Annotated in this window: 25 protein-coding genes and 1 other RNA gene; 13 read left to right on the top strand and 13 right to left on the bottom strand. The window is 62.4% G+C overall.

The window, feature by feature from the left end; all coding sequences use genetic code 11:
• Positions 1–401: 401 nt before the first annotated feature.
• From CZ338_RS00055 to ftsE, 6 genes are all read right to left on the bottom strand, one after another.
• Entirely contained in the window at positions 402–1,145 is a 744-nt protein-coding gene (locus tag CZ338_RS00055) for a substrate-binding domain-containing protein (RefSeq protein ID WP_143341210.1), read from the bottom strand.
• A gap of 171 nt (positions 1,146–1,316) precedes the next feature.
• Positions 1,317–1,701, bottom strand: a transfer-messenger RNA (tmRNA) gene (ssrA, locus tag CZ338_RS00060).
• Between the two features lie 72 nt (positions 1,702–1,773).
• Entirely contained in the window at positions 1,774–2,421 is a 648-nt protein-coding gene (locus CZ338_RS00065; RefSeq protein ID WP_087115962.1) for an SDR family oxidoreductase, read from the bottom strand.
• Complete coding sequence (smpB, locus tag CZ338_RS00070; RefSeq protein WP_087115964.1) at positions 2,418–2,906, bottom strand: SsrA-binding protein SmpB; 489 nt, start codon at positions 2,904–2,906, stop codon at positions 2,418–2,420. Before smpB ends, CZ338_RS00065 begins: the two co-directional genes overlap by 4 nt.
• Before the next feature lie 11 nt (positions 2,907–2,917).
• Positions 2,918–3,820, bottom strand: a complete 903-nt coding sequence (ftsX, locus tag CZ338_RS00075; protein ID WP_087115966.1) for a permease-like cell division protein FtsX — start codon at positions 3,818–3,820, stop codon at positions 2,918–2,920.
• 3 nt (positions 3,821–3,823) lie between these two features.
• The gene (gene ftsE, locus CZ338_RS00080; protein WP_087116145.1) at positions 3,824–4,516 is read right to left on the bottom strand and encodes a cell division ATP-binding protein FtsE; all 693 of its coding nucleotides are present in this window, start codon (positions 4,514–4,516) and stop codon (positions 3,824–3,826) included.
• 116 nt (positions 4,517–4,632) lie between these two features.
• Between ftsE and CZ338_RS00085 the strand changes: the two genes are divergently transcribed.
• Positions 4,633–6,153 carry a class I adenylate-forming enzyme family protein gene (locus CZ338_RS00085; RefSeq protein ID WP_087115967.1) on the top strand — a complete coding sequence of 507 codons (1,521 nt, stop codon included), beginning with the start codon at positions 4,633–4,635 and terminating at the stop codon, positions 6,151–6,153.
• Here CZ338_RS00085 and prfB read toward each other — a convergent pair.
• Entirely contained in the window at positions 6,150–7,250 is a 1,101-nt protein-coding gene (gene prfB, locus CZ338_RS00090; protein ID WP_087115969.1) for a peptide chain release factor 2, read from the bottom strand. The two genes, CZ338_RS00085 and prfB, sit on opposite strands and share 4 nt — an antisense overlap.
• Before the next feature lie 182 nt (positions 7,251–7,432).
• Here prfB and thiC point away from each other — a divergent pair, with 182 nt between their 5' ends.
• The 3 genes from thiC to hisN are packed head-to-tail and all read left to right on the top strand — an operon-like array spanning position 7,433 to position 10,813.
• Positions 7,433–9,220 (top strand): phosphomethylpyrimidine synthase ThiC, encoded by a 1,788-nt coding sequence (gene thiC, locus CZ338_RS00095; RefSeq protein ID WP_087115971.1) that lies wholly within the window; start codon positions 7,433–7,435, stop codon positions 9,218–9,220.
• Entirely contained in the window at positions 9,220–10,038 is an 819-nt protein-coding gene (locus CZ338_RS00100) for an inositol monophosphatase family protein (protein ID WP_087115973.1), read from the top strand. Before thiC ends, CZ338_RS00100 begins: the two co-directional genes overlap by 1 nt.
• A complete protein-coding gene (hisN, locus tag CZ338_RS00105) occupies positions 10,031–10,813 on the top strand; it encodes a histidinol-phosphatase (protein ID WP_087115975.1) in 783 nt (260 codons plus the stop codon). Before CZ338_RS00100 ends, hisN begins: the two co-directional genes overlap by 8 nt.
• Here hisN and CZ338_RS00110 read toward each other — a convergent pair whose 3' ends face one another.
• Complete coding sequence (locus tag CZ338_RS00110) at positions 10,814–11,641, bottom strand: S1 family peptidase (protein WP_087115977.1); 828 nt, start codon at positions 11,639–11,641, stop codon at positions 10,814–10,816.
• A 75-nt stretch (positions 11,642–11,716) separates the two neighbouring features.
• Between CZ338_RS00110 and CZ338_RS00115 the strand changes: the two genes are divergently transcribed.
• Together CZ338_RS00115 and CZ338_RS00120 are read left to right on the top strand one after the other, a co-directional pair.
• Positions 11,717–12,004 (top strand): DUF7218 family protein, encoded by a 288-nt coding sequence (locus CZ338_RS00115; protein WP_087116147.1) that lies wholly within the window; start codon positions 11,717–11,719, stop codon positions 12,002–12,004.
• Positions 11,997–12,647: a thiamine phosphate synthase gene (locus CZ338_RS00120; RefSeq protein ID WP_087115979.1), complete on the top strand. Its 651-nt coding sequence runs from the start codon at positions 11,997–11,999 to the stop codon at positions 12,645–12,647. The genes CZ338_RS00115 and CZ338_RS00120 overlap by 8 nt, the downstream gene beginning before the upstream one ends.
• Here the strand turns inward: CZ338_RS00120 and CZ338_RS00125 are convergent.
• The 3 genes from CZ338_RS00125 to CZ338_RS00135 all read right to left on the bottom strand — a co-directional run bounded on the left by CZ338_RS00125 (position 12,644) and on the right by CZ338_RS00135 (position 15,218).
• A complete protein-coding gene (locus tag CZ338_RS00125; protein WP_087115980.1) occupies positions 12,644–13,921 on the bottom strand; it encodes an HNH endonuclease signature motif containing protein in 1,278 nt (425 codons plus the stop codon). The two genes, CZ338_RS00120 and CZ338_RS00125, sit on opposite strands and share 4 nt — an antisense overlap.
• A 301-nt stretch (positions 13,922–14,222) precedes the next feature.
• Complete coding sequence (locus tag CZ338_RS00130; protein ID WP_087115982.1) at positions 14,223–14,831, bottom strand: cation transporter; 609 nt, start codon at positions 14,829–14,831, stop codon at positions 14,223–14,225.
• Positions 14,832–14,843: 12 nt separating this feature from the next.
• Positions 14,844–15,218: an ectoine synthase gene (locus CZ338_RS00135; RefSeq protein ID WP_087115984.1), complete on the bottom strand. Its 375-nt coding sequence runs from the start codon at positions 15,216–15,218 to the stop codon at positions 14,844–14,846.
• A gap of 83 nt (positions 15,219–15,301) precedes the next feature.
• Here CZ338_RS00135 and thiO point away from each other — a divergent pair, with 83 nt between their 5' ends.
• The 4 genes from thiO to CZ338_RS00155 all read left to right on the top strand — a co-directional run bounded on the left by thiO (position 15,302) and on the right by CZ338_RS00155 (position 18,001).
• Entirely contained in the window at positions 15,302–16,384 is a 1,083-nt protein-coding gene (thiO, locus tag CZ338_RS00140) for a glycine oxidase ThiO (RefSeq protein WP_087115986.1), read from the top strand.
• On the top strand, positions 16,384–16,584 hold the full coding sequence (gene thiS, locus CZ338_RS00145) for a sulfur carrier protein ThiS (protein WP_087115988.1): 201 nt from the start codon (positions 16,384–16,386) through the stop codon (positions 16,582–16,584). The genes thiO and thiS overlap by 1 nt, the downstream gene beginning before the upstream one ends.
• 2 nt (positions 16,585–16,586) lie before the next feature.
• The gene (locus CZ338_RS00150) at positions 16,587–17,372 is read left to right on the top strand and encodes a thiazole synthase (RefSeq protein WP_087115990.1); all 786 of its coding nucleotides are present in this window, start codon (positions 16,587–16,589) and stop codon (positions 17,370–17,372) included.
• 89 nt (positions 17,373–17,461) lie between these two features.
• Positions 17,462–18,001: a hypothetical protein gene (locus tag CZ338_RS00155; protein WP_087115992.1), complete on the top strand. Its 540-nt coding sequence runs from the start codon at positions 17,462–17,464 to the stop codon at positions 17,999–18,001.
• A 9-nt stretch (positions 18,002–18,010) separates the two neighbouring features.
• Here CZ338_RS00155 and CZ338_RS00160 read toward each other — a convergent pair whose 3' ends face one another.
• Positions 18,011–19,795 carry a BCCT family transporter gene (locus tag CZ338_RS00160; protein ID WP_087115994.1) on the bottom strand — a complete coding sequence of 595 codons (1,785 nt, stop codon included), beginning with the start codon at positions 19,793–19,795 and terminating at the stop codon, positions 18,011–18,013.
• Between the two features lie 74 nt (positions 19,796–19,869).
• On the opposite strand from CZ338_RS00160, the gene CZ338_RS00165 reads away from it, so the two are divergent.
• A complete protein-coding gene (locus tag CZ338_RS00165) occupies positions 19,870–20,982 on the top strand; it encodes a ThiF family adenylyltransferase (protein ID WP_087115996.1) in 1,113 nt (370 codons plus the stop codon).
• On the opposite strand, the gene CZ338_RS00170 is transcribed toward CZ338_RS00165, so the two are convergent.
• Positions 20,979–21,149 (bottom strand): glycerol dehydrogenase, encoded by a 171-nt coding sequence (locus CZ338_RS00170; protein WP_087115998.1) that lies wholly within the window; start codon positions 21,147–21,149, stop codon positions 20,979–20,981. The genes CZ338_RS00165 and CZ338_RS00170 overlap by 4 nt on opposite strands.
• A 62-nt stretch (positions 21,150–21,211) precedes the next feature.
• Here CZ338_RS00170 and CZ338_RS00175 point away from each other — a divergent pair, with 62 nt between their 5' ends.
• Both CZ338_RS00175 and CZ338_RS00180 read left to right on the top strand, forming a co-directional pair.
• Positions 21,212–22,345, top strand: a complete 1,134-nt coding sequence (locus tag CZ338_RS00175) for an aminotransferase class V-fold PLP-dependent enzyme (protein ID WP_087116000.1) — start codon at positions 21,212–21,214, stop codon at positions 22,343–22,345.
• 100 nt (positions 22,346–22,445) lie between these two features.
• Positions 22,446–24,134, top strand: a complete 1,689-nt coding sequence (locus CZ338_RS00180) for a DDE-type integrase/transposase/recombinase (RefSeq protein WP_143341211.1) — start codon at positions 22,446–22,448, stop codon at positions 24,132–24,134.
• Positions 24,135–24,176: the final 42 nt, after the last annotated feature.

Here is a 24,176-nt window from a genome sequence, read left to right on the forward strand (position 1 = left end):
AAAATCCAATCAGCCATGCAACCAACCAGACAAACAACACCCCATCAATGGTTCAGATGTCATTCGACCAGCACACACCACAAAAAAGATGCGCAAACAGTCACACAAACCAACCAAACAAAAAATCATTGGCACACTATCGAGTTCTCACACAACACACGCACACTCTTCAAGATCTCGTTTCCGCGATCTCTCTGAAGCGACTTGTTCGACATTACATCGCGTTGACATTTCGTGTCAACTCCGCCGCAATATCTATTTTTTCTCGCCGCCACCTTCTGTTCAGAACCGTTAACCGGCTCTTAACGTCTCTCGGCGACGTTTGGAAACATTAACCCTAAGTACATGAACAACGCAAATGCAGCCCTTGACCTGCACAAATATTTGTCTTTGCGCAAGCGTTAATCAAGTGCAGACCATTGGTCTGCCAGCTCATTGAATATCTTCGTGTAGGTCACGATTGACGCGTTGTCCTGGGTATTTAGCGGCGGAACGTATACATTTCCCTTCTGCACCGCTTTCAGTTCATCAAATTCCGGTTCCGTAGCTAACCATCGCATCGGGGCTACGTAAGCGGCGTCGCCTGGTTCGATTCCATGCTCCGACACTAGGAGAAAAGTCGGCTGTACTTCCCTGAGGGACTGGACATCAACCGCTTTGTCAGGTGTAAGGGCGGGCTTCAGTTCGAGCATGGTGAACACCGGTTCCCACAGCGCATCCCCGGTGGGCGGCTGCACCGTCAACTCAGGCTGATCAGCAGTCACTGCAGCAAATGTCCACGCCTTTTCCCGCGCTTCCAAAGCGCGCTCCCGGGCTTCCGAGAACTGGTCATCCAGGCGCGCCGCTTCCTCTTCGGTTCCCAGAATTTGCCCGAGGACCTGCACTTGCCTCACCATCTCCCAGTCAAGGGGGATCCCCTCCCGCGGGGACAGATCTACGTATGCTCCTTCGGGGCGATGTCCGGAGGAGCCTTCAGCAGTAGTGGCGACCATGAGATCGGCGGAACTGTCCGGACTCTGCGGCTCAACGCCTAGAGCTGCAAGCAGCTCGCGTGCCCGGTCGTCGAGCGCAGCAACTCGCTCCGGAGCAAAAGGAACCGTTTTCACGCCTTCGTTGTCGTCGATGTCAATCGTTCCGTGAGTCACTACTGCGGTCCCGGTAACCCCATCAACCGCTGCTTGCTCAGTCGGGGCGCACGCAGTAGCTAGCCCCGCAACGGCGATCGCGGCCGCCGTGATTCTTCCACTTCTCATCGGCTCCGAATACTAGCGCAAAAAGAAAAACCGCTGATCATTACTGACCAGCGGTTTCACCGTTAGTGGAGATGCCGGGAATTGAACCCGGGTCCTTCGCCACTGCACCAGGGCTTCTCCGTGCGCAGTTCGCACAGAATCTCTGCTCGGCCCTCCGGATCAGGCGAACATGTCCGGATGACGGGCCCAGTCAGTGAAAAGAGTCCCCTCCAGTCGCCTCACTGACACGGCGGGAGGGCAAGCTCCCTAGTCGATGCCAGGATCCGGGACGGGAGCAAGCCCGGCCTGACAGACACGCAAGTCGCTACTTAGGCAGCGAGGGCGTAGTCACGCTGAGAGTTCTTCTCTGCGTTTATAAAGTGCTGCGACGCTTAAATCGGTGGTCTCCAGCCTGCACCGGCACGCTTCCCCTGGTTTAGTCAGCGAAGTCGAAACCAAAATCATCCCCTTCGCTTCCTGCGGCGGGAACATGCGTTACAACCGCAGGAGAAACTACTGTAGCGCCGTTCACGCGCGGGCGTCAAGCAGGTGCGACTCGCAGGAATTCCACGACGGCATCGGGGCCGGCATCCACCGCGAGACGGACGGCCCGGGCGACGTTGTCCGGGTGCATCTTCGGACGGTCGCCGTGCTTGGGGTCGGCGAGCATATCGGTGTCCGTGCGGCCCGGGTGAATGGAGGTCACGCGGACCTGCCCCTTCTCCTCCAGACGGAGAGCATCGGTGAAGCCTCGCAGCGCGAACTTGGAGGCGCAGTACGCGGTGTTTTCCTCCACACCGTGGAAGCCGGCACCGGAGTTGATGGTGATGATGAGGCCACGGGAACGTCGTAAAGCGGGCAAAAGCTCGCGCGTGAGGGTGACGGGTGCGAGCACGTTGATGTCCATGGTCTCGCGCCACTGCTGCGCATCGAGCTCGCCGAAGGGCGCCTTGTGCAGCACACCCGCGGCGTGGATCAGAATGTCCACGTCCTGGATCTTGCGCGCGGCGGCGACAATCGCGTCCGTGTCGGACAAGTCGACCTCGAACGGCTCGGCGCTCGGCAGCTTATCGACGATCCCCGACGCATCCGAGGTCGCGCCCGCGATGATGTGGTGGTCTTTGCCCAATTCCTCCGCAATTGCGCGGCCGATGCCGCGGGAAGCTCCTGTGATCAGCGCAGTTTTCACGCCTTGATCCCCTTGAATTTACGGCCGAGGTCGCGTGCGATCTCTCGGTCCTCGGTGCGTTTCTTGATGTCCTGGCGGCGATCATAGTCCTGCTTACCCTGAGCGAGCCCGAGTTCCACTTTGACGCGGCCGTCTTTGAGGTAGAGCTTCAGCGGCACGAGGGTGCGGTTGCCGTCGCGGACCTTGCCTTCGAGGGTGTCGATCTCGCGGCGGTGCAGGAGCAGTTTGCGGGTGCGGCGCGGCGAGTGGTTCGTCCACGAACCCATGGAGTATTCGGGGATGTGGAGGTTGCGGAGCCAGACCTCCCCGTCGTCGATAGTCGCGTACGCCTCGACGAGCGACGCCTTGCCGTCCCGCAGGGACTTGATTTCCGTTCCCTGCAGGACAACTCCCGCCTCGTACGTATCCAGGATGGTGTAGTCATGGCGAGCTTTGCGGTTGGACGCGATGACGCCCGGGCCGTCCTTCTTCTTTTTCTTCGCCATGATGTGACCTCCTACTTTCGCACGTAAGAGCGCAACGCTACCTGAGCGACCAGGCCCGATGCAACAAGCGCGACGAGGCCGATAAGCGGCATGACAGTCCACACAGCACTATCCGGAAGCTTGGCTATGAGCAGGTTCTCGTACACGCCCGACAGCATCGGGTCGACGATCTGGGACTTGATCAGCCACACGCCGATGGTGGAAATAACGGCGCCGATGAGCACGGAAATCAAGGCCTCGAGAATGAACGGGGCCTGCGTGAACCAGCGGGTCGCACCCACCATTCGCATGATTCCGATTTCTTCGCGGCGGCTGTACGCGGCGAGCTGCACCATGTTCGCGATGAGGAACGCGGCAGCCAGAGCCTGCGCGGCAGCGATGAGGAACGTCGCGTTACGGAACGAGTCCAACGAATCGGCCACGCCCCGGACGTCGCTCGCTTGGTCGGCGACGTAGGTGACCTGCGGCATGTCACGCACAGCGTCAATCGGCTCGGTGTTCGTCGGATCCTCCAACCGCACATGCAGCGCCGCCGGCATCGAATCCTTCGAGGTCTCCTGCACCAGCACAGGGTCAGATTCCTTGAACAGCTCCACGAAGCGCTCGTAGGACTGCTCGCGGTTGCGGAAGGTCACGGATTCGACGCGGTCATCCGCCTGCAGCTTGTCGCGCACTTCAGCGCAGCTTGTCGACGAACAATCCTTGTCCCCCTCCGAGATCTTCTCGTCCAGCTCCACCATGACCTCCACGCGGTCGAGGTAGAGCTCCTTGGTGTCGCTGGTCACTTTCGACATGAGCACGCCCGCGCCGACGAGGGCGAGCGAGAGCGCCGTGGTGATGATCAGCGCGATCGTCATAGTGAGGTTCCGGCCCAAACCGCGGAATCCTTCGCGGAAAATGAAGTTCCAGTTCATGTTTTAAGCCCCCATCGTTCCGTACACACCGTGGCTCTCGTCGCGGACGAGTTTGCCCAGGTGAAGCTCAATGACCCGTTGGCGCATGTCGTTGACGGCACGCGCGTTGTGGGTGGACATGATCACGGTCGTGCCCATGCGGTTGATGCGGGCAAGCAGCGCCATGATGTCGTCGGCGGTGGAGGGGTCGAGGTTGCCCGTGGGTTCGTCGGCAAGCAGAAGATGCGGACGGTCCACGAATGCGCGGGCGATGGCCACGCGCTGCTGCTCGCCGCCGGACAGCTCGTTCGGCATACGGTTCGCCTTAGCGTCCAGCCCGACGATCTCCAGCGCCTCCGGAACCAGCTTCTTGATCTTCGCTTTGGGTTTTCCGATCACTTCCAGCGCGAACGCAACGTTGTCGTACACGTTCAGCTTGGGCAGCAAACGGAAATCCTGGAAGACGTAGCCGATGGACTGGCGGAGCTTGTTCACCTCCTTGCCCTTCAGCGCGTTGACGTGGAAGTCGTCGAAGTGGATATCGCCGCTTGTCACGTTCTCTTCGCGGATGAGCAGTTCCAGAAAGGACGACTTGCCCGAGCCCGACGGGCCGATCAGGAAGACGAACTCGCCGTTGTCGATGGTCAGCGAGATGTCGTCGAGAGCCGGCCGCGTCGACGTCGGGTAGACCTTTGTCACATTGGAGAAAGTGATCACACGCGCCACTCTAGTTACAGCGGTTGCTGTAGTGAAAGACGGTCCGCGAATTCCCCACTTTCCCAAGCCTAAGCATCTACCCTGTGTGTAACTCACGTCACATATGGGAGGCTTGAATGACCGACTACAGTTACCAACCCTGGCACCCGCTCCACGACGAGGTGGACGGCACCCGGCTGCGCGACTCGTTCCGCAGTCTGACGGGGCAAGAATTCGCTGAAGAAGTTGAAATCCTCGCGCGCCAGCTGAGCTCGCTCGGAGTGGAGGCTGGCGATGTCGTGGCGACGTTTCTGCCCAACCGCCTCGAGCTCATCACCACCATGTGCGCAGCATGGCGCATCCGTGCCGCCGTCACGCCGATGAACCCGACATTCGCACCGCCGGAATCGGCCTACCAGATCGAGGACTCGGGAGCGAAAGTCGTCGTGACCACGAATGAATTCGCGGCACGGGATCCAGAGAAGTACTTCCCTGGTGCCCGCGTCCTGCCGCTTGCGGAACTTGCCACGTCCGCGGAACATCCGGCCCACAACGCTGCGGCAATCTCCAGCGAGCTGCCCGACTTCCCCCAGCCCGAAGACATCGCCTTGATCGTGTACACATCGGGGTCAACAGGCCGGCCGAAGGGCGTTCTTCTCAGCCACAAGAACGTCAACGCGATGGTCACAAGCATCTCCGAAGCTTTCTCGATGGACAGCAGCTTCCACGCTCTCATGCCGTTGCCGCTGTTCCACAGCAACGCCATTTTGGTCAGCTTCCTCGCGCCCTACAGCCGGGGCGGCTCCGTCTCCATCCTCGACCGTTTCGATCCCATTGAATTCATCGACGCGGTAGCCGAATATCGCCCGACTTACTTCTCCGCCGTGCCTGCGATCTTCGCCTACCTGCTTCAACTCCCGCCCGATTCAGGCGTGGACTTCTCCAGCCTCAGGTACGCCGTCTGCGGAGCCGCGCCGGCATCGATTCAGCTTATCGAGGCATTCCAGAGCAAATACGGAGTGAAGATCCGGGGAGCCTACGGCCTCACCGAAGGAACCGTCGGCTCGACCGCCGTGCGGATCGATGACGATCCTCCGTCCGGCACCGTTGGCCGCGCTCTCCCCCACCAGGAAGTGCGCATCAGCGACGGCGAGGGAGGGTTCCTCCCAGCCGGTGAGTCCGGCGAAGTGGTAATCAAAGGGGAGAACGTCATGGTCGGGTATCTCAACCGCCCAGAAGAAACAGCGAAAACGATCGTTGACGGGTGGTTGCACACCGGTGACGTCGGGTACCTCGATGAGAACGGGTTCCTCTTCCTCGTCGACCGGATCAAGGACATGATCATCCGCGGCGGCGAGAACCTGTACCCCTCGGAAATCGAAGCCGCTCTCAACACCTCTGACGCCGTCGTCGAATCAGCCGTCGTGGGTCTCCCCCACGAGGTTCTCGGCGAAGTGCCAGTCGCCTACATCAGCAATTCCGCGCCCGAATCGGTGGACACCGCGGCGCTGATGGACCACATCCGGCCTCAGCTGGCCAAAGTGAAGTGGCCCGTGCATATCCAGATAGTGGAAGATCTACCCCGCAACCCCGTGGGCAAAGTGGATAAACCGCGCCTCCGCGAAATGGCGAAGGAGCACTTCTTGGCCGAGCGCTAGGACTCCTGCTGCTCCGCCATCCGCCACCGGATGCCGGATTCCAGGAACCCGTCGATGTCGCCGTCGAGCACCTTCTGCGGGTCACCGACCTCGTAGTTGGTGCGCAGGTCCTTCACCATTTGGTACGGGTGCAGGACATAGGAGCGCATCTGGTTGCCCCAGCTAGCGTTGCCGCCGGCGCCGAGCGCGTCCAGTTCGGCCTTCTCCTCTTGGCGCTTGCGCTCCAGCAGCTTGGACTGCAAGACATTCATGGCAGATGCCTTGTTTTGAATCTGGGACTTCTCGTTCTGGCAGGTCACCACGATGCCAGTGGGCTCGTGGGTGATGCGTACAGCGGAGTCGGTGGTGTTCACGGACTGGCCACCCGGGCCCGAGGAGCGGTAGACATCGACGCGGATCTCGGAGTCCGGAATGTCGATGTGATCGGTCTGTTCCACCACCGGCAGGACCTCCACTTCGGCGAACGAGGTTTGGCGGCGCCCCTGGTTGTCGAAGGGCGAGATACGCACGAGACGGTGCGCGCCCTGCTCGACAGAGAGCTGGCCGTACATGTATTCGCCGTGCACGACAAAGGTTGCCGACTTGATGCCGGCTTCCTCCGCATAGGAAATGTCGTAGACATCCACCTTGTGGCCGCTCTTCTCCGCCCACCGCGTGTACATGCGCATGAGCATCTCCGCCCAATCCGCCGCGTCGACACCGCCGGCACCGGAGCGGATATTCACTACGGCCTCGCGCTCGTCGTACTCACCCGACAGCATCGTCGTGACCTCCAGCGAGGAGATCTGGGATTCCAGATCGGCCAATTCGTCGTCGGCAAGCGATGCGTCGCCCTCTTCTTCCGCGAGCTCGTACATGACCGGCAGGTCGTCGAGCCGCTGGCGCAGGCCCGTGACCTTGCGCAACCGCGCCTGCACGTTGGACAGTTCCGTGGTCACCTGCTGCGCGTGGTCGGGGTCGTCCCACAAGCTCGGGTCCGCTGCCTGCTGCTCCAGCTCACGTGCCCGCGAATCCATCTCGTCCAAATCCATGACCGACTCGATCGTGGTCAAGGTGGAGTCGAGGGACTGGATCCGGTTGCTGGTCTCTGGCTGCATAGGTGCGCAGTCTAGTGGACTTTCCCAATCCCCTTCCAACGCCCGTCGCACCACCTACACTGTGAGACGCACCCACACGGGCGCCCGCGGCAGCGGGCTGAGATCGCACTGACACATCTAGCCGTGCGAGCACCGTCTGAACCTGTCTGGTTAGCACCAGCGAAGGAAGTAAGGAGCGGCTCATGGCCGATATTTACGCTGCAGAAATCCACCCGAAACACTCATACGCACCGATCGTCCAAGACGGGCTCGAGGTTCCGGAAACCCAGATCCAGCTCGACGATTCTCCTACCGGCCCGAATGAACCGTTCCGCGTCTACCGCACCCGCGGTCCGTGGGCGGAACCGGAGGAAGGTCTGCCGGACCTGCGCACAAAATGGATTCAGGACCGCGCGGACGTTGAGGAGTACGAGGGCCGCGAGCGCAACTTGGAAGACGACGGCACACGCGCGATGAAGCGCGGTGCCGCCAGCGAGGAATGGCGGGGGGCGAAGCGGGCACCCCTGCGCGCAAAGAACGGTCAGCGCGTCACCCAGATGGCCTACGCGCGCCGCGGCGAGATCACACCCGAGATGCGTTTCGTGGCCTTGCGCGAACACTGCACCCCGGAGAAAGTACGCGACGAGGTCGCCGCTGGCCGCGCCATCATCCCGAACAACATCAACCACCCGGAGTCCGAGCCGATGATCATCGGCAACGCATTCTTGACCAAGATCAACGCGAATATCGGAAACTCCGCCGTCACCTCCTCTATCCGCGAGGAGGTGGATAAGCTGCGCTGGGCTACCCGGTGGGGTGCGGACACCGTCATGGACCTGTCCACCGGCAACGACATCCACACCACCCGCGAGTGGATCCTGCGCAACTCCCCCGTGCCCATCGGCACCGTGCCGATCTACCAGGCGCTGGAGAAAGTGAACGGGGTCGCCGAGGACCTGACCTGGGAGATTTTCCGCGACACCGTCATCGAGCAAGCCGAGCAGGGCGTGGACTACATGACGGTCCACGCGGGCGTGCGTCTGCCGTACATCCCGCTGACGTCGAAACGCGTCACCGGCATCGTTTCCCGCGGCGGCTCCATCATGGCCGGCTGGTGCCTGGCGCACCACAAAGAGTCGTTCCTCTACGAGAATTTCGACGAGCTATGCGAAATCTTTGCGCAGTACGACATCGCATTCTCGCTTGGCGACGGCCTCCGCCCCGGCTCCGTCGCCGACGCCAACGATGCCGCCCAGTTCGCGGAGCTGAAAACCATTGGCGAACTGTGCAAGCGCGCCTGGAACCACGATGTCCAGGTGATGATCGAGGGCCCCGGCCACGTCCCACTGAACATGATCCAGGTGAACAACGAGAAGGAAGAAGAATGGTGCGGTGGCGCCCCGTTCTACACCCTCGGCCCCCTGGTCACCGATATCGCTCCTGGTTACGACCACATCACCTCTGCGATCGGCGCCGCCAACATCGCCATGGGCGGCACCGCGATGCTCTGCTACGTCACCCCGAAGGAGCACCTCGGCCTGCCAAACAAGGACGATGTGAAGACTGGTGTGATCACATATAAAGTCGCGGCCCACGCCGCCGATGTGGCGAAGGGCCATCCAGGTGCACGCGACTGGGACGACGCGATGAGCAAGGCCCGCTTCGAGTTCCGCTGGAACGACCAATTCGCGCTCTCCCTCGACCCCGAGACCGCGCAGGCATACCACGACGAAACGCTGCCGGCAGAGCCCGCTAAGACCGCCCACTTCTGCTCCATGTGCGGCCCGAAGTTCTGCTCCATGCGCATCAGCCAAGACATCCGCGACGAATTCGGCGACGCGATCGACGAAGCCCTCGACGACAAGAACAAGAAGCTCATCGCCGACCTGGGTATCCCCAGTTTCGCCGGAGGCACCGACTTCCGTCGCGGCGAGCGCGAGATGGCGATGGAGTTCCGCGAGCTCGGCTCAAATGTCTACATTCAGGAATAATGGCGGTTGTGTCTACCGCAGCTTTCATCGATTCCCACCGCGACGCCACCGACGCCGAGCTAGCCAAAGCTCTCGTTGAAACCGCCGGGGGTTTGGCTCTGGCCATGCGCGACGAAGGTCTGAAGACAGGCCGGAAAACCTCTGTGTCCGATGTGGTCACCAACGCCGACATGGCCGCCGAGGAGTTCGTCGCGGGAGCCCTCGAGGCACTGCGCCCCGACGACGGGATCCTGGGCGAGGAGGGAGCCGCGAAGGCCTCCGCAAGCGGGCGAACATGGGTGATCGACCCCGTCGACGGCACCTACAACTTCGCGTCCGGCTCCGACTACTTTTGCTCCGCACTCGCACTCGTTGAAGGGGAAGTCAGCAACCCCGCACGAATCGTTGTCAGTGCTGTTCACCGCCCGGCGCTCGCCACAACGTGGGTCACGCACGACGGTGTTGCGGAACGCAACGGCCGCCAGCTCGAGCAGCTTATCGACGCCCCACTTTCCCACCTTGCCCTCGCCACCTACCTCCACCCCACCTCGATGAAGAATGACGGAATCCGGAACGCGTGGCTGGACGCGACGAACAGCGCCGCCACCGTCCGCATGTTCGGGGCTGGCTCCGTGGATTTGGCCACAGTCGCATCCGGCGGCATGGGCGGCTGGCTCCAGCACTCCGTGGCCGACTGGGACTGGTTGCCCGGGAAGGCGCTCGTCGAAGGTGCCGGTGGAAAGGCCGTGAAGATTGATGCCGGCGGCGTCACGTGGTGCGTCGCCGGAAACCACCAGCTCGTCGACGAGGTGCTGGCTAAGCTTGAGCAGCATGGCTAACTACTCAGACGACCTCGCTCTCGCTCTCGAGCTCGCGGACCTCGCCGACGCCATCACCTTGGAGCGTTTCGAGTCCGCCGACCTCAAAGTGGACACCAAGCCCGACATGACCCCCGTCTCCGACGCTGACGTCGCCGTCGAGGGTGCCCTACGTGACAAGCTGGGAACCACCCGCCCCGCCGACGCCGTCCTCGGCGAAGAGTTCGGCGGCGACGTGCAGTTTTCCGGACGCCAGTGGGTCATCGACCCGATCGACGGCACGAAGAACTACGTGCGCGGCGTGCCGGTTTGGGCCACACTGATCTCCCTGCTCGAGGACGGCAAACCCGTCGTCGGCGTTGTGAGCGCCCCAGCACTCGCCCGCCGCTGGTACGCCAGCGAGGGGGCAGGCGCGTGGCGCACGTTCGGCGACGGCAGCGTCACCCGGTTGGGAGTCTCGGGGGTGAAGGGGCTTCAGGATGCGTCAATAAGCATCTCGTCCTTGACCGGTTGGCGGGACCGTGGCTTGCGCGACCAGCTCATTTCTCTCACCGACGATGCCTGGCGCCTCCGCGGTTACGGCGACTTCTTCTCCTACTGCCTGGTCGCGGAGGGCGCGGTGGATATCGCCGCCGAGCCCGAAGTGTCGCTCTGGGATCTGGCTGCGCTGTCAGTCCTAGTAAGTGAAGCTGGCGGCCGGTTCACCTCGCTCGCGGGCGAGGACGGCCCCCACGGCGGCGATGCTGTGGCCACCAACGGTCTGCTGCACGACGAGGTACTCAGCCGCCTGAGCTAATTAGCGCGCCAACCGGAAGCCGTTGCCCACGCCCGGCGCGGCGTTCAGGTCGCGGATGATCGTGTCGATATTCGTCGACACAGTCGGCGCGTGAATCGGCCCCTGCAGCGGCGTCGAGCACGCGAGGTTAGCGAACTGCGGGATCGAGCTGCCGTTGATCATGCCCACAAGCCGCGTGCCGGAGTACACGGGTGCGCCGGAATCCCCCGCCATCGCGCACACCTGCGATTGGTTGCGCACCCCATCTGCAGTCCACGTCATACCGCACGTCACGCCCGTGGCGTATCCGTTCTTGCACAGGGTGTCGCCCGTCCGCGTTGCGCCGCCCGTGGACCGGATCGTGGTGCCGTTGTAGCTTGCGGTCAGATCCGCCCGCGGCCCGAGCTCGACCACCGCGTAGTCCAGCGCACCGTTCTTTCGCGCAATCCGACCGATCGGACCCGCCGCGAACGAATCAGCGGCCACGACTGGATCACCCACGTTTCCGCAGTGCCCAGCAGTGAGAGCCACCTTGCGCCCGGAGCCATCCGTACCAACCGCCGCGACAGTGCACATGCCGTACATACCGACGTAGATCGGAGCGCCCGCACCGAGCAAAGCGCGTCCCCGCGCCGCAGCGCTCTTCGCAGCCGGATTCGCCCGCTGCGCGTCAAACCACGATCCCGGCACGCGGTGCAACACGCCGTCCGCGAACGGCTTGCCCGCCAGCACCTTGGAAGCCGGATCCGTGCGCCACTGGTAGTTCGGGTCGGTTTGAGCCTGCGCTTGCGGCGCGGCAACCAACGTCAGCGCCGCCAAAGCGGCAGCGGCAAGAGCACGGAGCTTCATAAGGGCATCCCTTTCTCCCCAGTGGATATCAATAGACAAACCGTACCCCAGCCCGGTATCTCTACAATGGCGCACATGGCCAAGGATCAGCATCCAGAAAACACTCCCGGCGGAGCGTCGGTGAAGGATGGCGAGCTCTACGAACGCCTGCGCGAAGAAGGCAACTCCAAATCGAAGGCTGCCGCCATCGCCAACGCCGCCGCGAAAACCTCCCGCGAGAAGATCGGCGAGAAAGGCGGCGAATCCGGTTCCTACGACGATTGGACCCGAGACGAGCTCTACTCTCGCGCCCAGGAGCTAGACATTCAGGGCCGTTCCGACATGACCAAGGACGAGTTAATTGAGGCGCTGCGCAATGACTGATTTGGATCTCCGCTGCTACTTCGTCACCGGCGCTGGCGAACCCGACATCATCGTCGAAACTGCACGCGCCGCCGCCCAAGGAGGCGCTGGCATCATCCAGGTGCGCAGTAAACCGATTAGCGCGCGCGACCTGTACGACTTGGGCCTGTCCGTTGTCACCGCTGTGCACGAAGTCAACCCCGACACGCGTGTGCTTATCGACGACCGCGTCGACGTCGCCCTCGCCCTCAAACCCCACGGCGTCGCCGGTGTGCACATTGGCCAGGACGACTTGAACCCGCGCGTCGCCCGCAATCTTCTCGGCCCTGACGCAATCATCGGCCTGACTACCGGCACTTTGGAGCTGGTTGAAGCAGCCAACGACTATGCCGATGTCCTCGACTACATCGGTGCCGGCCCGTTCCGCGACACGCCCACGAAGAATTCCGGCCGCACTCCCCTGGGGCTGGAGGGCTATCCCGCACTCGTCGAGGCCTCGCAACTCCCCGTCGTCGCCATCGGCGATGTCACTGTCGACGACACCGAGAATCTCGCCCGCACCGGCGTCGACGGCGTGGCCATCGTCCGCGGGATCATGAATGCCGACGATCCGCGCGACTATGTTGAGCGCGTTGTGCACGGCTTCGACCGCGGCCGCAACTAACTGGCGAAGTTGTCGGACCATCCGCGGTCTTCCACCTTCCGTACCTCGTAGTCGTCGTTGCGCACCGGCAGCGAGTGGTTGTAAGAGACGTATCGGCTGCCGTCGCCGAAGTCGAACACGATCTCATTGCCCTGCCGTGTGACCTGGGCGTAGCCTTCGGTGACGAGCGAATGGCACGCGGAGCACAGCGGAATCAGGTTGTCCATGTCCGTCAGACCACCGTTCGCCCATTCCTCCATGTGATGGAACTCCATGAACCGGGTGTGGGTACACCCCGGCATCGCACACTGGCCGCCCCACATGGCCAACAAGGACCGGATCTGGCCGTCAGTGGCAAGCCGGGATGAGCGTCCCGCGTTGATGATCATGCCGCGGTTATCCACGGTGTCGAGGCGGACCAGAGCGTTAGCAACGAGGTTCTCCAACCCCTTCGATGCAGCCCCAGCGTTGTTAGGCAGATAGGCCCGGCCGTCCACAGTCATCATCACGGCCACCTGCGCTCCCGGCGCGCGCAATGTGCTTTTCGGTTTCGATCTGACCATATTGACCATGCCCATCAGCGAGTGGACCATCGCACGTCCCGTCGGCAAGCCGAAGCCCGAGACATCCTTCCTGGCCTGCCGTTTCTCTTCTATTTCCTCCTTCGACTGCATGAGCGCGGTCAACTTGGCCTCATCAACGATGCCGTCTTCACCGGCGAGCTCAGCCAACTCGTCTTCCGTGGCGGCGAACGCCAGATGCCCGATCTTTAGTGCTGCACAGAAGCTCTCCCCATCCACCGGGTTGAGTCGGGCCCAGAATTTCAGGTAGCCCTCCTCGTCTTTCTTCACCCTCAGGTAACAGTCCTTGATCCCGTTTTCCTCACCGGCTTTCTCCCGCCCTGCCAAGGCAGATTCGAGACCGGCGTACCCCAACTGCATGCCCATTTCCACCAGCTCAACCTCGTTCTCCGGGGTGAGGTACTTGAGCAGCAATCGCAGGGCCGAGTAACTGAGGTTCCCGGCCTCGAACATCTCTGACAGGTACGGAAAATTCTCTAACTGGCGCGCGACATGGACGTGTTCATGAGCAGTCGATTCGGACATCCCCAGCCGCCGAATCATCCACGTCGCCGTGCTCGAAGCACCGCATTCTTCCGCGAGGTTCCGCCGGTCAAACTCGGCGATCATCTTCAGAAATCTCGCTTTCGAACGCATCAGCGACACGTATTCGGCGACTATATCTTCCGCCAAGATGACCAGATTGAGTTCTTCTTCCATTTCTAAAACTGCCATTTCTCCCCCTCAAGCCGTTGTTTGATTCGATGCATGAACCATACAAAACGGCCCAGACACACTCGCTCATTCTTTCGAACATGCCTGGTCGCATACTCCGCACTGCGGAGTCCCTGCGGTTTTGCAAAGCGCTCATCGACGCCGCGAACGGCCCACTCCGCACTGCGGAGTTCCTGCGGTTTTGCGAGGCGCTCACATGCGCCGGCTGGCGCGACACAACCGCACCTCAACGCCCCCAGACACGCGAAAAGGACTCCGCACTGCGGAGTCCCTGGGGTTTTACGGAAGACCTGGCGGCCAGTCAGCACTCATCCATATCGGCGAACGCGTCCTCGACGGAGTCGTGCTCCTCGCGCGATTCTTCCCACACTTCCTTGGCGGCAGAAAGATTCACGACCGCGATGATCGCGCCGACAATGATGTCGAACCATGCGGTCGACCACACGAAAGTGAGCAGCCCAGCAACGATGATGAGAATGTTGGCCAACGCATCATTGCGTGCAGCCAGCCAGGCGCCGGTCGCAAGCGATGATCCCTCATTGCGCAGGCGCAGCAGGATGACGGCGCAGATCACGTTGACCACCAGCGCGCCGAGTGCGACACCGGTCAGACCCTCTGGTGAGGGCGGCTCCGGGTTGATGATCTTCATCACCACCGTCACAATCGCGGCGATTGCGGGAATGAGGATCAGGGCGGCGAGGACGGAGCCGGCCGCGCGGCGTCGAGAAGCGGGCCACGCCACGGCGAAGAACACCAGCATGTTGATCGCGGTGTCCTCGAGAAAGTCCGCGGAGTCAGCAAAGAGAGACGCCGATCCGATCGCGACGGCCGCAGCGAACTCGACAAAGAAATAGCCGAAATTCAGCAGCGCCACGATCAGAACGGCGCGACGAATACGCTGTTCAGTCATAACCTACAGAGCTTAGTAGCTGCTGAATCCGTCCTCGGACAGCGAGTGCTTCTCGTCGCCGGTGATCGCCGGGTTGAACACGGAGACCAGAATCAGGTCCTCGTCCTTACCGCCGCGCAGGTAGTGGGCATCGTGCTCGTCGAGCACGTAGATGGTGCCCGGGGTGATCGGGTACACGTTGCCCTCGGTGTCCTCGACCTCGCCGGAGCCGCCGATGCAGTAGCAGGCCTCGAGGTGGTTGCGGTACTGCAGTTTGGACTCGGTACCAGCGCGGACAACGGTGTGCGCCACGGCGTAGCCCATGTTGTCCTTAGCGGTGAGCAGGCGCTCGGAGGTGCCGCCGCCCCACTCGACAGTTTCAACATCCTCACGTGAACGGGTGAACATATCTAACTCCTTCAGTTCGGTAATGTGTGCCCTCCACGCTAACGAAAATTGTGTGTCCGGGTGCGGGTGTACGGTCGGAAAGCATGAAGGTAGCAGTGATCGGCGGGGGCATTATCGGCTTATCGACGGCGCTTCGGCTCGCCGACGGCGGCCACTCCGTCACGGTGTACGACCCGGAGCCTGTCAGCGGTGCGACGTGGCACGCGGGCGGCATGCTCGCACCGGCAGCCGAGGTGGTGTACCAGCAGGATCCGCTGTTTCCGCTGATGATTGCTGCTGGCCAGTGGTACCCGGAACTAATCGAGCTGACTGGCAAATACACAGAGGAGCCCACCGGCTACCGCACTGAGGGCACGCTGGTGGTGGCCAAGGACCGCGCCGACAAGACACACTTGGACGAACTGCGCGAGTACCAGGAACTCCACGGGATGACTACGGAGCGGATCACCACGCGGGAGGCAAGGAGGTTGGAGGGGGCGCTGGCGCCGTCGATAAGCGGTGCAGTGCATATTCCCGGCGACCACCAGGTCCGCCCACGGCTGTTCGCGGCGGCGCTGCAAGACGCGTGCGCGAACGCGGGGGTCGAATTCGTGGCAGAAGCTGTGAAGGACGTGGGTGAGGTCGACGCGGACCAGGTGGTGCTGGCGAACGGACTCGGCGCCCGTGAGACGACGGGCTGGTACGACGACGAAAATCCGCTCAAGCTGCGGCCTGTGTACGGCGACATGGTGGAGCTGAGGGTGCCGGAGCACCAGCGTCCGCTGATCGAGCATGTGATCCGCGGCTTTGTGGAGGACCGGCCGATTTACCTCATTCCGCGTGAGGACGGCACCCTCACTATCGGTGCTACCTCCCGCGAGGACGACCGAGCCGAGCCACAGGCCGGCGGGGTGCTGCAACTGCTGCGCGACGCGAGCGAGGTCGTGCCCGGTATCGAGGACTCCGACCTCGTCGAGGTTCACGTCGGTGCACGCCCCGGGTCGCCGGATGACCTGCCGTACCTCGGCCGAGTCAATGACCGCGTGGTGGTCTCCACGGGCTACTTCCGTCACGGCATCCTGCTCGCGGCGATGGGCTCGAAGTGCGGGGCCGCGCTGGTCGAAGGAGCTGAACCACCCGTAGAGTTGGGGGCCTGTGATCCCCTGCGTCATTCAAGGAGGAGCTAATGCAGCTGGTCATCAACGGTGAGAAGGTTGAGACGAAGGCGGGAAGCGTCGACAAGCTTCTTCGCGATCGTCTCGGCGAGGTTCCGGCGGGAACAGCCGTCGCGGTCGACGGCGAGGTCGTACCCAAGTCCGAGTGGGAATCCACACAGCTGGCTACCGGTGCTCAGGTAGACATCCTCACCGCCGTCCAGGGAGGCTAGCCGTGCTGGAAATCGCTGGAAAACAGTTCAACTCGCACCTCATCATGGGCACAGGCGGGGCCAGCTCGCAGGACATGCTCGAGCGCGCTCTGATTGCGTCGGGCACGGAACTGACCACGGTGGCCATGCGGCGCTTCGCCGCACAGAAGCAGTCGGGCGACGAATCTGTTTTCGACCTGCTCAACCGCCTGGACATCGCCCCACTGCCGAACACCGCCGGGTGCCGCACTGCCCGCGACGCGGTGATCACGGCCAAGCTCGCGCGCGAGGCACTGGGCACTGACTGGGTGAAGCTCGAAGTCATCGCCGACGACCACACGCTGCTGCCCGATGTGGTGGAAACCGTGGACGCGTGCGAGATGCTTATCGACGAAGGCTTCACCGTCCTCGCCTACACCTCCGACGACCCGGTGGCGGCGAAGAAACTCGAGGACCTCGGTGCGGCCGCGGTCATGCCGCTGGGCTCGCCGATCGGCACCGGGCTGGGCATTTTGAACCCGCACAATATCGAGCTGATTTGCTCCCGTGCGGAAGTACCCATTCTCATTGACGCGGGCGTGGGCACCGCCTCCGACGCCGCCCTCGCCATGGAACTGGGCTGCTCAGGCGTGCTGTTGGCCAGCGCGGTCAACCGTTGCCAAGACCCAGTCGCCATGGCCAACGCAATGCGCCTGGCGGTCGAAGCCGGTTTGGCCGCCCGTGGCGCGGGGAGGATTCCTAAACGGGAGCACGCCGTGGCGTCGTCAAGTTTCGAGGGTCTGGCAAGCTGGGCAGATCAGGTTCTATGATCCCTGCTATTGGGGCTGCTGGAGCTTGGGCTTCGCCGACCCGCCGCAACGGCTGCGTCCCCTGCGACTCTCATTGAAGGATCCCGATAATGCGTAAATACCTGACCGCCATGCTCATGGCCGTCCTCGCCCTCGCGGGCACGGCCACCCCCGCCGCCAACGCCCAAGCCCGCCCCGGCGTGGAGTGGCCCGCCGCTTACGGAAAACTCCCCGCCCAGGCTCCGGTGGCGACGTTTTCCAACCACCAGAACACCGTCCGCTGCGGCGTCTACACCATCGGCGGGCAGGACTTTGTGAAGTGCCTGAGCTTCGTGGACACCATGCCCGGCCACCAATGCCACCGCCGCGGCCAAGTCAACTCCATGATGCTCGGCACCGGCGATGCCTGGAACTGCGCCGACCGCAACGACTTCGCTGGCGCGCCCGTGATGGGGCCGCTGCAGTTCCGACGCATCAACAACACGCTCGTGTTCAGCGACCACGCCGGCAACTTCCTCATCGGCGACCGCCAGTTCAACCGCGCCATCCGCGTGGGCACGATCGGCGACATCTACGCCGACCGCGGCCGTGTGATCGCGTTCAATTCGCCGCTGCGCGGGTCATCGATCCCCGCTGGTTCGTCGCTCTAAGCCCAGCGCTTATTTGCGCTCGCCCTCAATCTCCACCGGCGTGCCCTCCGGCACTTCGACCTCGACCACTTCAACGACATCTTCGCCGTCCTCTTCGGCCTCGGCTTCTCCCTCGATGACGAGGGCCTCGGTAAGGCGCCATGTCTCATTGTTGTAGTCGTACTCGAGCTCGGGGCGATCTATCTCGTTGCCTTCCTCGTCGTAGCCCGGAGCGGGCTTCGCGTCGGCTTTCTCGTACTTCTCGGCGGTGTCGGTCTTCTCCCACTGGCGGGATCGGAACCGGCGCTCAGCTGCGGCGTCGTCGCTCATCGCCTTCACCAAGGAGAACATCATGATGAAGTAGACGATGAAGAACGGCAGGGCGATGATGATCACCACCTCCTGCAGCGCTTCGATGCCGGAATCGTTGATGAACAGCAGCGCTGCAGTGACCACGCCGACGGCCACCGCCCACGAGACGCGGTAGTACTTCGGTGTCGCTTCCTCTTCACCGGTGGTGAACATGTCCATCACCATGGCGGCAGAGTCGATCGAGGTGACAAAGTACAGCACGATCACGATCAGTGCGACGGTGCCGCTGACGAAATACAGCGGGTACTGGGCCAGCAGGGTGAACAGCGCCTGCGGGGTCTCACCGTCCTCGACCACGGGGCCAGTGAGCACACCCGGGTTCTCGAGCTCGACCGAGATCGCGGAGCGGCCGAAGGCGGCGAACCAAATGATGTCGAAGACCGTGGGCAGAAGAATGGTGCCGGCGATGAACTGGCGCACCGTGCGGCCGCGGGAAATGCGGGCGAAGAACATGCCCACGTACGGCGACCAACAAATCGTCCACGCCCAGTAGAACGCGGTCCAGGTGGCGTGCCAGCCCGGGTTGTCGTTGTAGGAGTCGACCCAAAACATCAGCTCGGGCAGCGATGACGCGTAAATGCCGAAGGATTCGGTGAGGTGCTCGATGATCTTCAGGGTCGGGCCCACTGCAAACAGGAAGACGAGCAACAGGATTGAACCGATGATGTTCAGGTTCGACAGAAACTTCACGCCCTTATCCAGGCCGGTCGCCACCGAAATGGAAGCGCAGACAGTGATGAAGATGATCACTGCCAGCTCCACCCACGTCACCAGCGGAACACCCCAGAGAATGTTCAGGCCGGCGCTGATCTGCAGGACGCCCAAGCCGACAGAGACAGCGAGGCCGAAGACGGTACCGATGATGCCGATGGCATCGAGAAGCTTGCCGGGCCACTCGTACACCTTCGAGCCCAGCAGCGGCGCAAACATCGAGGAGTAACGGGCCGGCATCTTGCGCTTGTAGATGAAGTAGCCCATGGCCAGGCCCGGGAGTGTGAAGATCACCCACATGTGAATACCGAAGTGGTAGTAGGTGAACTCAAACGCTTGGCGGATCGCCTCGCGGCTCATTGGTTCATAATCGCCGCGCGGGGGGTTGTACGCGTGGTGCAACGGTTCAGCGGCACCCCAGAACAACAGGGTCGCGCCCATGCCGGCGGCAAAGAGCATCGAGAACCAGACGGGGAGGGAGTACTCGGGGTCATCATCGTCGTCGCCAAGCCGGTAATTGCCGTACTTGGACACGAACAAGACAATCAGGAAGATGAACACAGTGGACACCCCGCCGATGTACAGCCAGGCGAAGTTGTCCATCATCCAGCCGGAGACATTCGAGTAAAGGTCGCGGGCACTGTCACCAAAGCCAATGGTGAGCGCCACGAAAGCGACGATGAATCCGACGGCAGAGAAGAAGATCAGCGGATCAGCGCGAAGTTTGCGCATAGTAATCGGCCCCGAATCCTTGGTGGGCTAGTGGATAATGTCCCGGAAAATTTTAGGGCATTAAGGTGGCGAGGGTGATCAACCTTCCCGACGAAGAACTCCGCCGCACCGCCCGCCAAATGAACCTGCCCGGCTTCGGGCCCGACCAGCAAGAGGCGCTCCACAACGCGCATGTGCTGGTCATCGGGGCGGGAGGACTCGGTTGTCCCATCATGCAGACGCTCGCGGCAACAGGCGTCGGGCACATTTCGCTTATCGACGACGACGTGGTCGACCTCACCAATATTCACCGCCAAATTCTCTTCGGGGCCTCCGATGTCGGCCGGAAGAAGAGCGAAGTGGCGGCGGAGCGGCTGCGGGAACTGCAGCCCGGCATCGAGGTGACGGCGATCGAGGGGCGCATGGATTCCTCGAATGCCGTGGAACTCCTCGACGGCGTGGATGTGCTCATTGACGGCTCAGACACCTTCACCACGAAATTCATGGCCGCCGACGCAGCGGAGATCACCGGCACTCCCCTGGTGTGGGGATCGGTGCTGCGGTACCGCGGCGACGTGGCGCTGTGGTGGTCCGGCCCCGGCGCGCCGGAGGACGGCGTGGGCATGCGGGACCTCTACCCCGACCAGCCCGACGCGAACTCGGTGCCCGACTGCGCCACCGCCGGCGTGCTGGGCGTGACCACAAGTGTGGTCGGCGGACTCATGGCCACCGAGGTAATCAAGTTCCTTACCGGCGTTGGTGAGGCTCCGGTGGGCACGCTTCGGATGTACGACGCGCTAACCACCCAGATCCGCAGCTTCGCAGTGCGCCGCGACCCCGGCCGAGAACTGGTCACCGCATTCGGCGATTACGACGGCACGGCATGCGCAGTGCCGGTGCACGATAACGAGGAGCTGCTGGACGCCGTTGCGACGGGCGCCGCCGTCGCCCTCGACGTGCGCGAGGAACACGAGAAAGCGCTGAAGGACATTTCAGCGGCGCGAAGCGGGCACATCCCCACCTCGCAGCTCGAGGGGAATCCCGCGATCGTGGACGAGTTCATCGACACTCTCCCCGAAGGCACCGATGTGGTGGTGTACTGCGCGTCGGGGAAGAGGTCGCAGGGGTTCGTCGATAAGCATGCTGCGCATGCGGCGGAACGCGGAATCTCGCTGACGAGCCTGCCTGGCGGCGTGAACGCGCTCTAGCGGTTCACGCGGTTGGCCAACGTGCCCGCGAGCGACGAACAGATGGCGGAACCGACGAGCACCAAGATGGTGTAAAGAATCCCGGTGACGCCGAGCTGGCCAAGAATGAACCCGGTGAGCAGCGCGCCGACAACGGCGCCGATGATGGCGATAATCCAGCGACCCATAGTTTTCTCCTTTTTCGCGATAAGCGTCCACCATCGTAAGAGAAAACCGATAGCGTTGGGGCATGACTGACAACACTCTCCCCCGCCCTGAAATCGACCCAGACGGCCTGCTGGAATATTCGGCAGTGTTCAGCGACCGCTCGCTGAACCACATGTCCGCCAAGTTCATTGGCATCATGCAGGAGCTTCAGGCCATCCTGCGCGAGACGTACCACGCGGCATCCGCGGCTGTGGTTCCCGGCGGCGGCACATTCGCAATGGAGTCCGTGGCGCGACAGTTCGCGCGCGGCAAGGACGCCCTGGTCATCCGCACCGGCAACTTCTCCTACCGCTGGACGCAGATTTTCGATGCGTCAGGCGTGGCCAACAATGTCACCGTCTTGAACGCCGAGCCGACTTCTGGCGACGAGCGCGCCTCCTACGCCCCGCCGGCGATCGAGGACGCTGTGGAGCGCATCCGCGCCGAGCGACCCAACCTGGTGTTCGCGGCGCACGTCGAGACTGCTGCCGGACTCGAGCTGCCCGTCGACTACATTTCCCAACTCGCTGACGCCGCACACGAGGTCGGCGGCCTGATGGTCCTCGACTGTGTCGCAGCCGGCACCAAGTGGATCAACATGGAAGCCACCGGCGTGGACATCCTCATCACCGCGCCGCAGAAGGGCTGGTCCGGCTCCCCGGCCACCGGCTACATCATGTTCTCCGAGGCCGGGCGGGCACAGCTGGATGAGACCACCTCCGACAGCTTCGCCATGGACCTGGCCAAGTGGACCACCATCTCCGAGGGCTACGTGAACGGCACCGCCGCCTACCACGCCACCGTGCCCACCGACACCATCGCGCACAACCTCGAGCTGATGAAGGAAGCCAAGGAGGTCGGACTGGAAGAGCTGACCAAGCGCCAGGTGGAGCTGGGCACCAAGGTCCGCGAGCTACTGGCGGAGAAGGGTTACGTCTCTGTCGCGGCCCCGGGCTACGAGGCCACCTCCATCGTGGTCATGCACGCCACCGCACCGGAGCAGGCCAACGGGTCCGCTTTCAAGCAGGCCGGCATCCAGATCGCCGGCGGTGTTCCGCTGCAGGTCGGCGAGCCGGAGAGCTTCTCCACCTTCCGCATCGGTCTGTTCGGCCTAGACAAGTGGGCTGACGTCGACGGCACCGTCGCACGGTTCGCTGAGGCGCTGGAGCAGGTCTAACGCTCCATCATCCCCTAAATGCAGCTGGTAAGTTGCAGCTAAATCCCGTTTTGGGAGCGCGGACAAAAGGTTGGAGTGTTCTGGGGTGGGAGGGGCCATAATGGCCGCGAGGTTTCCTACCGATATCCGTCAGGCCGCTGTGAAGCGGTTTCGGGACGGTTCTGCTGCCAAAGAGGTCTGCGATTGGGTTGAGCGGCAATGCGGCCGCCGCCCAAGCCCATTGACGGTATGCAAATGGAATGACGACATCCGACGAGGCATCGTCATCGCCGAGGTGCCGCAGACTCATCCGCCTGAGACTGTCGCGCGTGCTGTGGCGTTGCGCATGTCGTCTGAGTGGACATTGCGCGCTATCGAAGCAGAATGCAGCGTGCGTGCAGGGTCGATTCTCAAATGGGTTGATCGCTTCGGCCCGGATCCTGCTGATGCTGCGTCTATGACCTTCGAGCAGGTTTATGAGGCGACAATGGATGCTGTGAGAAAACAGCGCAGAGCAAAACGCGACAAAGAAGCACAATGCTCAAGTGCTCCCAAGCCGGTTCCGCGTCCGGTGGGGCCTGTCGACGAGTGGATCCCAGGACCGGGCCCTGTGCCGGATAAGGATCATCTTCCCGATGACCCGGAAGCGTTGAAACGGCTCCTGCGGCAAGAGCTTGACCGCAACGAAGTCAAAAACGCCGTGATCCAAGCCTTGATGGACACCGGGGAGGCCAGCACGGCGGGAAAAGGCCTCGTCCACGACGGTAAAACCGCAGCGGCGGTGCAAGCTGCCGCTGTTGATGCCCTCGTGGACGCTACTGGCATCAGCACCGCCAAAGCGTGCAGGCAGGTCGGGATGCCGGAATCGACCTACTACTACCAGCGCCGACGAGCGGCATCGGCCACACAGCGCGCAGCACGCCGCGAGGAGTTGAAAGTTTTGATCACTCAAGCGGTAGAAGAAACCGGCCGCAGCTACGGCTACCGCAGGATCCACCACTGGCTGGCCTGTGCCGGGCACACGGTGTCAGAAAAGATCGTGCGCGCATGCATGACAGAACTTGGGCTGCACCCGCCGGCAAGAACGTTTTCGAAGTACTCGTCCTACACCGGGGAAACAGCTCACCGGCCGGACAATCTCCTTCTCGTTACCGCCGACACAGCAGATAGGGCACGCCAGGTCGCTGTATCGGGTTATTTCACCAGCAATGCCGATCGGTTAGGGCTCACCCACGACTTCCACGCTGACGCCCCGTGGGAAAAGATCGGCACCGACGTGACAGAAATCGCCTGCGCCGACGGCAGGCTCTACGTCTCTGCCGCGATCGACTTCTACGACGGGATGCCCGTGGCAGTGACGATGTCGGATTCACCCAACCACGATCTTGTCGCCGAGATGATCAGCGCTATCGAAGCACAAAAACCTGCCGGTGCCCGGCCGATTATCCATTCCGATCGCGGCGGGTTGTACCGCAGCACGAAATGGGTCGAGATGATCACAGACCCAGCACACGACACAAACGCATGCCCCCAGTGCACCCCAGACGGGCGGTGCGCTCAGTCTTGGCGGTATATCCCGTCGTTGTCGCGGCGAGGAAACAGCGGGGACAACGCCCGGGTCGAAGGCTTTTTCGGGACGATGAAACAAGAACGACTCATCGGCCGGCCCCAAACCAAACAGATGACGAAGGCCGAAATGATCGATTACATTAACGACTACATCGACTTCTACATCCACAAACGGTTTAAGTCGACACTCGGTGCGGGCTACACGACAATCGCCCAACACCGACAACTACTAAGCGCGTAACTACGAGAACAAAATCCTCGGAAACACTCCAACAAAACGTCC

It is taken from the genome of Corynebacterium urinipleomorphum (assembly GCF_900155535.1).
Classification (GTDB): Bacteria; Actinomycetota; Actinomycetes; order Mycobacteriales; family Mycobacteriaceae; genus Corynebacterium; species Corynebacterium urinipleomorphum.

What these genes read in the sequence shown, in the direction of transcription:
- thiO (WP_087115986.1), top strand. Translation starts at nt 15,302, where the DNA reads ATGAAGGTAGCAGTGATCGGCGGGGGCATTATCGGCTTATCGACGGCG.
- thiC (WP_087115971.1), top strand. Translation starts at nt 7,433, where the DNA reads ATGGCCGATATTTACGCTGCAGAAATCCACCCGAAACACTCATACGCA.
- CZ338_RS00180 (WP_143341211.1), top strand. Translation starts at nt 22,446, where the DNA reads ATGGCCGCGAGGTTTCCTACCGATATCCGTCAGGCCGCTGTGAAGCGG.
- CZ338_RS00125 (WP_087115980.1), bottom strand. Translation starts at nt 13,921, where the DNA reads ATGGCAGTTTTAGAAATGGAAGAAGAACTCAATCTGGTCATCTTGGCG.
- hisN (WP_087115975.1), top strand. Translation starts at nt 10,031, where the DNA reads ATGGCTAACTACTCAGACGACCTCGCTCTCGCTCTCGAGCTCGCGGAC.
- ftsX (WP_087115966.1), bottom strand. Translation starts at nt 3,820, where the DNA reads ATGAACTGGAACTTCATTTTCCGCGAAGGATTCCGCGGTTTGGGCCGG.
- CZ338_RS00110 (WP_087115977.1), bottom strand. Translation starts at nt 11,641, where the DNA reads ATGAAGCTCCGTGCTCTTGCCGCTGCCGCTTTGGCGGCGCTGACGTTG.
- smpB (WP_087115964.1), bottom strand. Translation starts at nt 2,906, where the DNA reads ATGGCGAAGAAAAAGAAGAAGGACGGCCCGGGCGTCATCGCGTCCAAC.
- CZ338_RS00160 (WP_087115994.1), bottom strand. Translation starts at nt 19,795, where the DNA reads ATGCGCAAACTTCGCGCTGATCCGCTGATCTTCTTCTCTGCCGTCGGA.
- CZ338_RS00130 (WP_087115982.1), bottom strand. Translation starts at nt 14,831, where the DNA reads ATGACTGAACAGCGTATTCGTCGCGCCGTTCTGATCGTGGCGCTGCTG.
- CZ338_RS00135 (WP_087115984.1), bottom strand. Translation starts at nt 15,218, where the DNA reads ATGTTCACCCGTTCACGTGAGGATGTTGAAACTGTCGAGTGGGGCGGC.
- CZ338_RS00155 (WP_087115992.1), top strand. Translation starts at nt 17,462, where the DNA reads ATGCGTAAATACCTGACCGCCATGCTCATGGCCGTCCTCGCCCTCGCG.
- CZ338_RS00120 (WP_087115979.1), top strand. Translation starts at nt 11,997, where the DNA reads ATGACTGATTTGGATCTCCGCTGCTACTTCGTCACCGGCGCTGGCGAA.
- CZ338_RS00175 (WP_087116000.1), top strand. Translation starts at nt 21,212, where the DNA reads ATGACTGACAACACTCTCCCCCGCCCTGAAATCGACCCAGACGGCCTG.
- CZ338_RS00170 (WP_087115998.1), bottom strand. Translation starts at nt 21,149, where the DNA reads ATGGGTCGCTGGATTATCGCCATCATCGGCGCCGTTGTCGGCGCGCTG.
- prfB (WP_087115969.1), bottom strand. Translation starts at nt 7,250, where the DNA reads ATGCAGCCAGAGACCAGCAACCGGATCCAGTCCCTCGACTCCACCTTG.
- CZ338_RS00085 (WP_087115967.1), top strand. Translation starts at nt 4,633, where the DNA reads ATGACCGACTACAGTTACCAACCCTGGCACCCGCTCCACGACGAGGTG.
- thiS (WP_087115988.1), top strand. Translation starts at nt 16,384, where the DNA reads ATGCAGCTGGTCATCAACGGTGAGAAGGTTGAGACGAAGGCGGGAAGC.
- CZ338_RS00115 (WP_087116147.1), top strand. Translation starts at nt 11,717, where the DNA reads ATGGCCAAGGATCAGCATCCAGAAAACACTCCCGGCGGAGCGTCGGTG.
- CZ338_RS00100 (WP_087115973.1), top strand. Translation starts at nt 9,220, where the DNA reads ATGGCGGTTGTGTCTACCGCAGCTTTCATCGATTCCCACCGCGACGCC.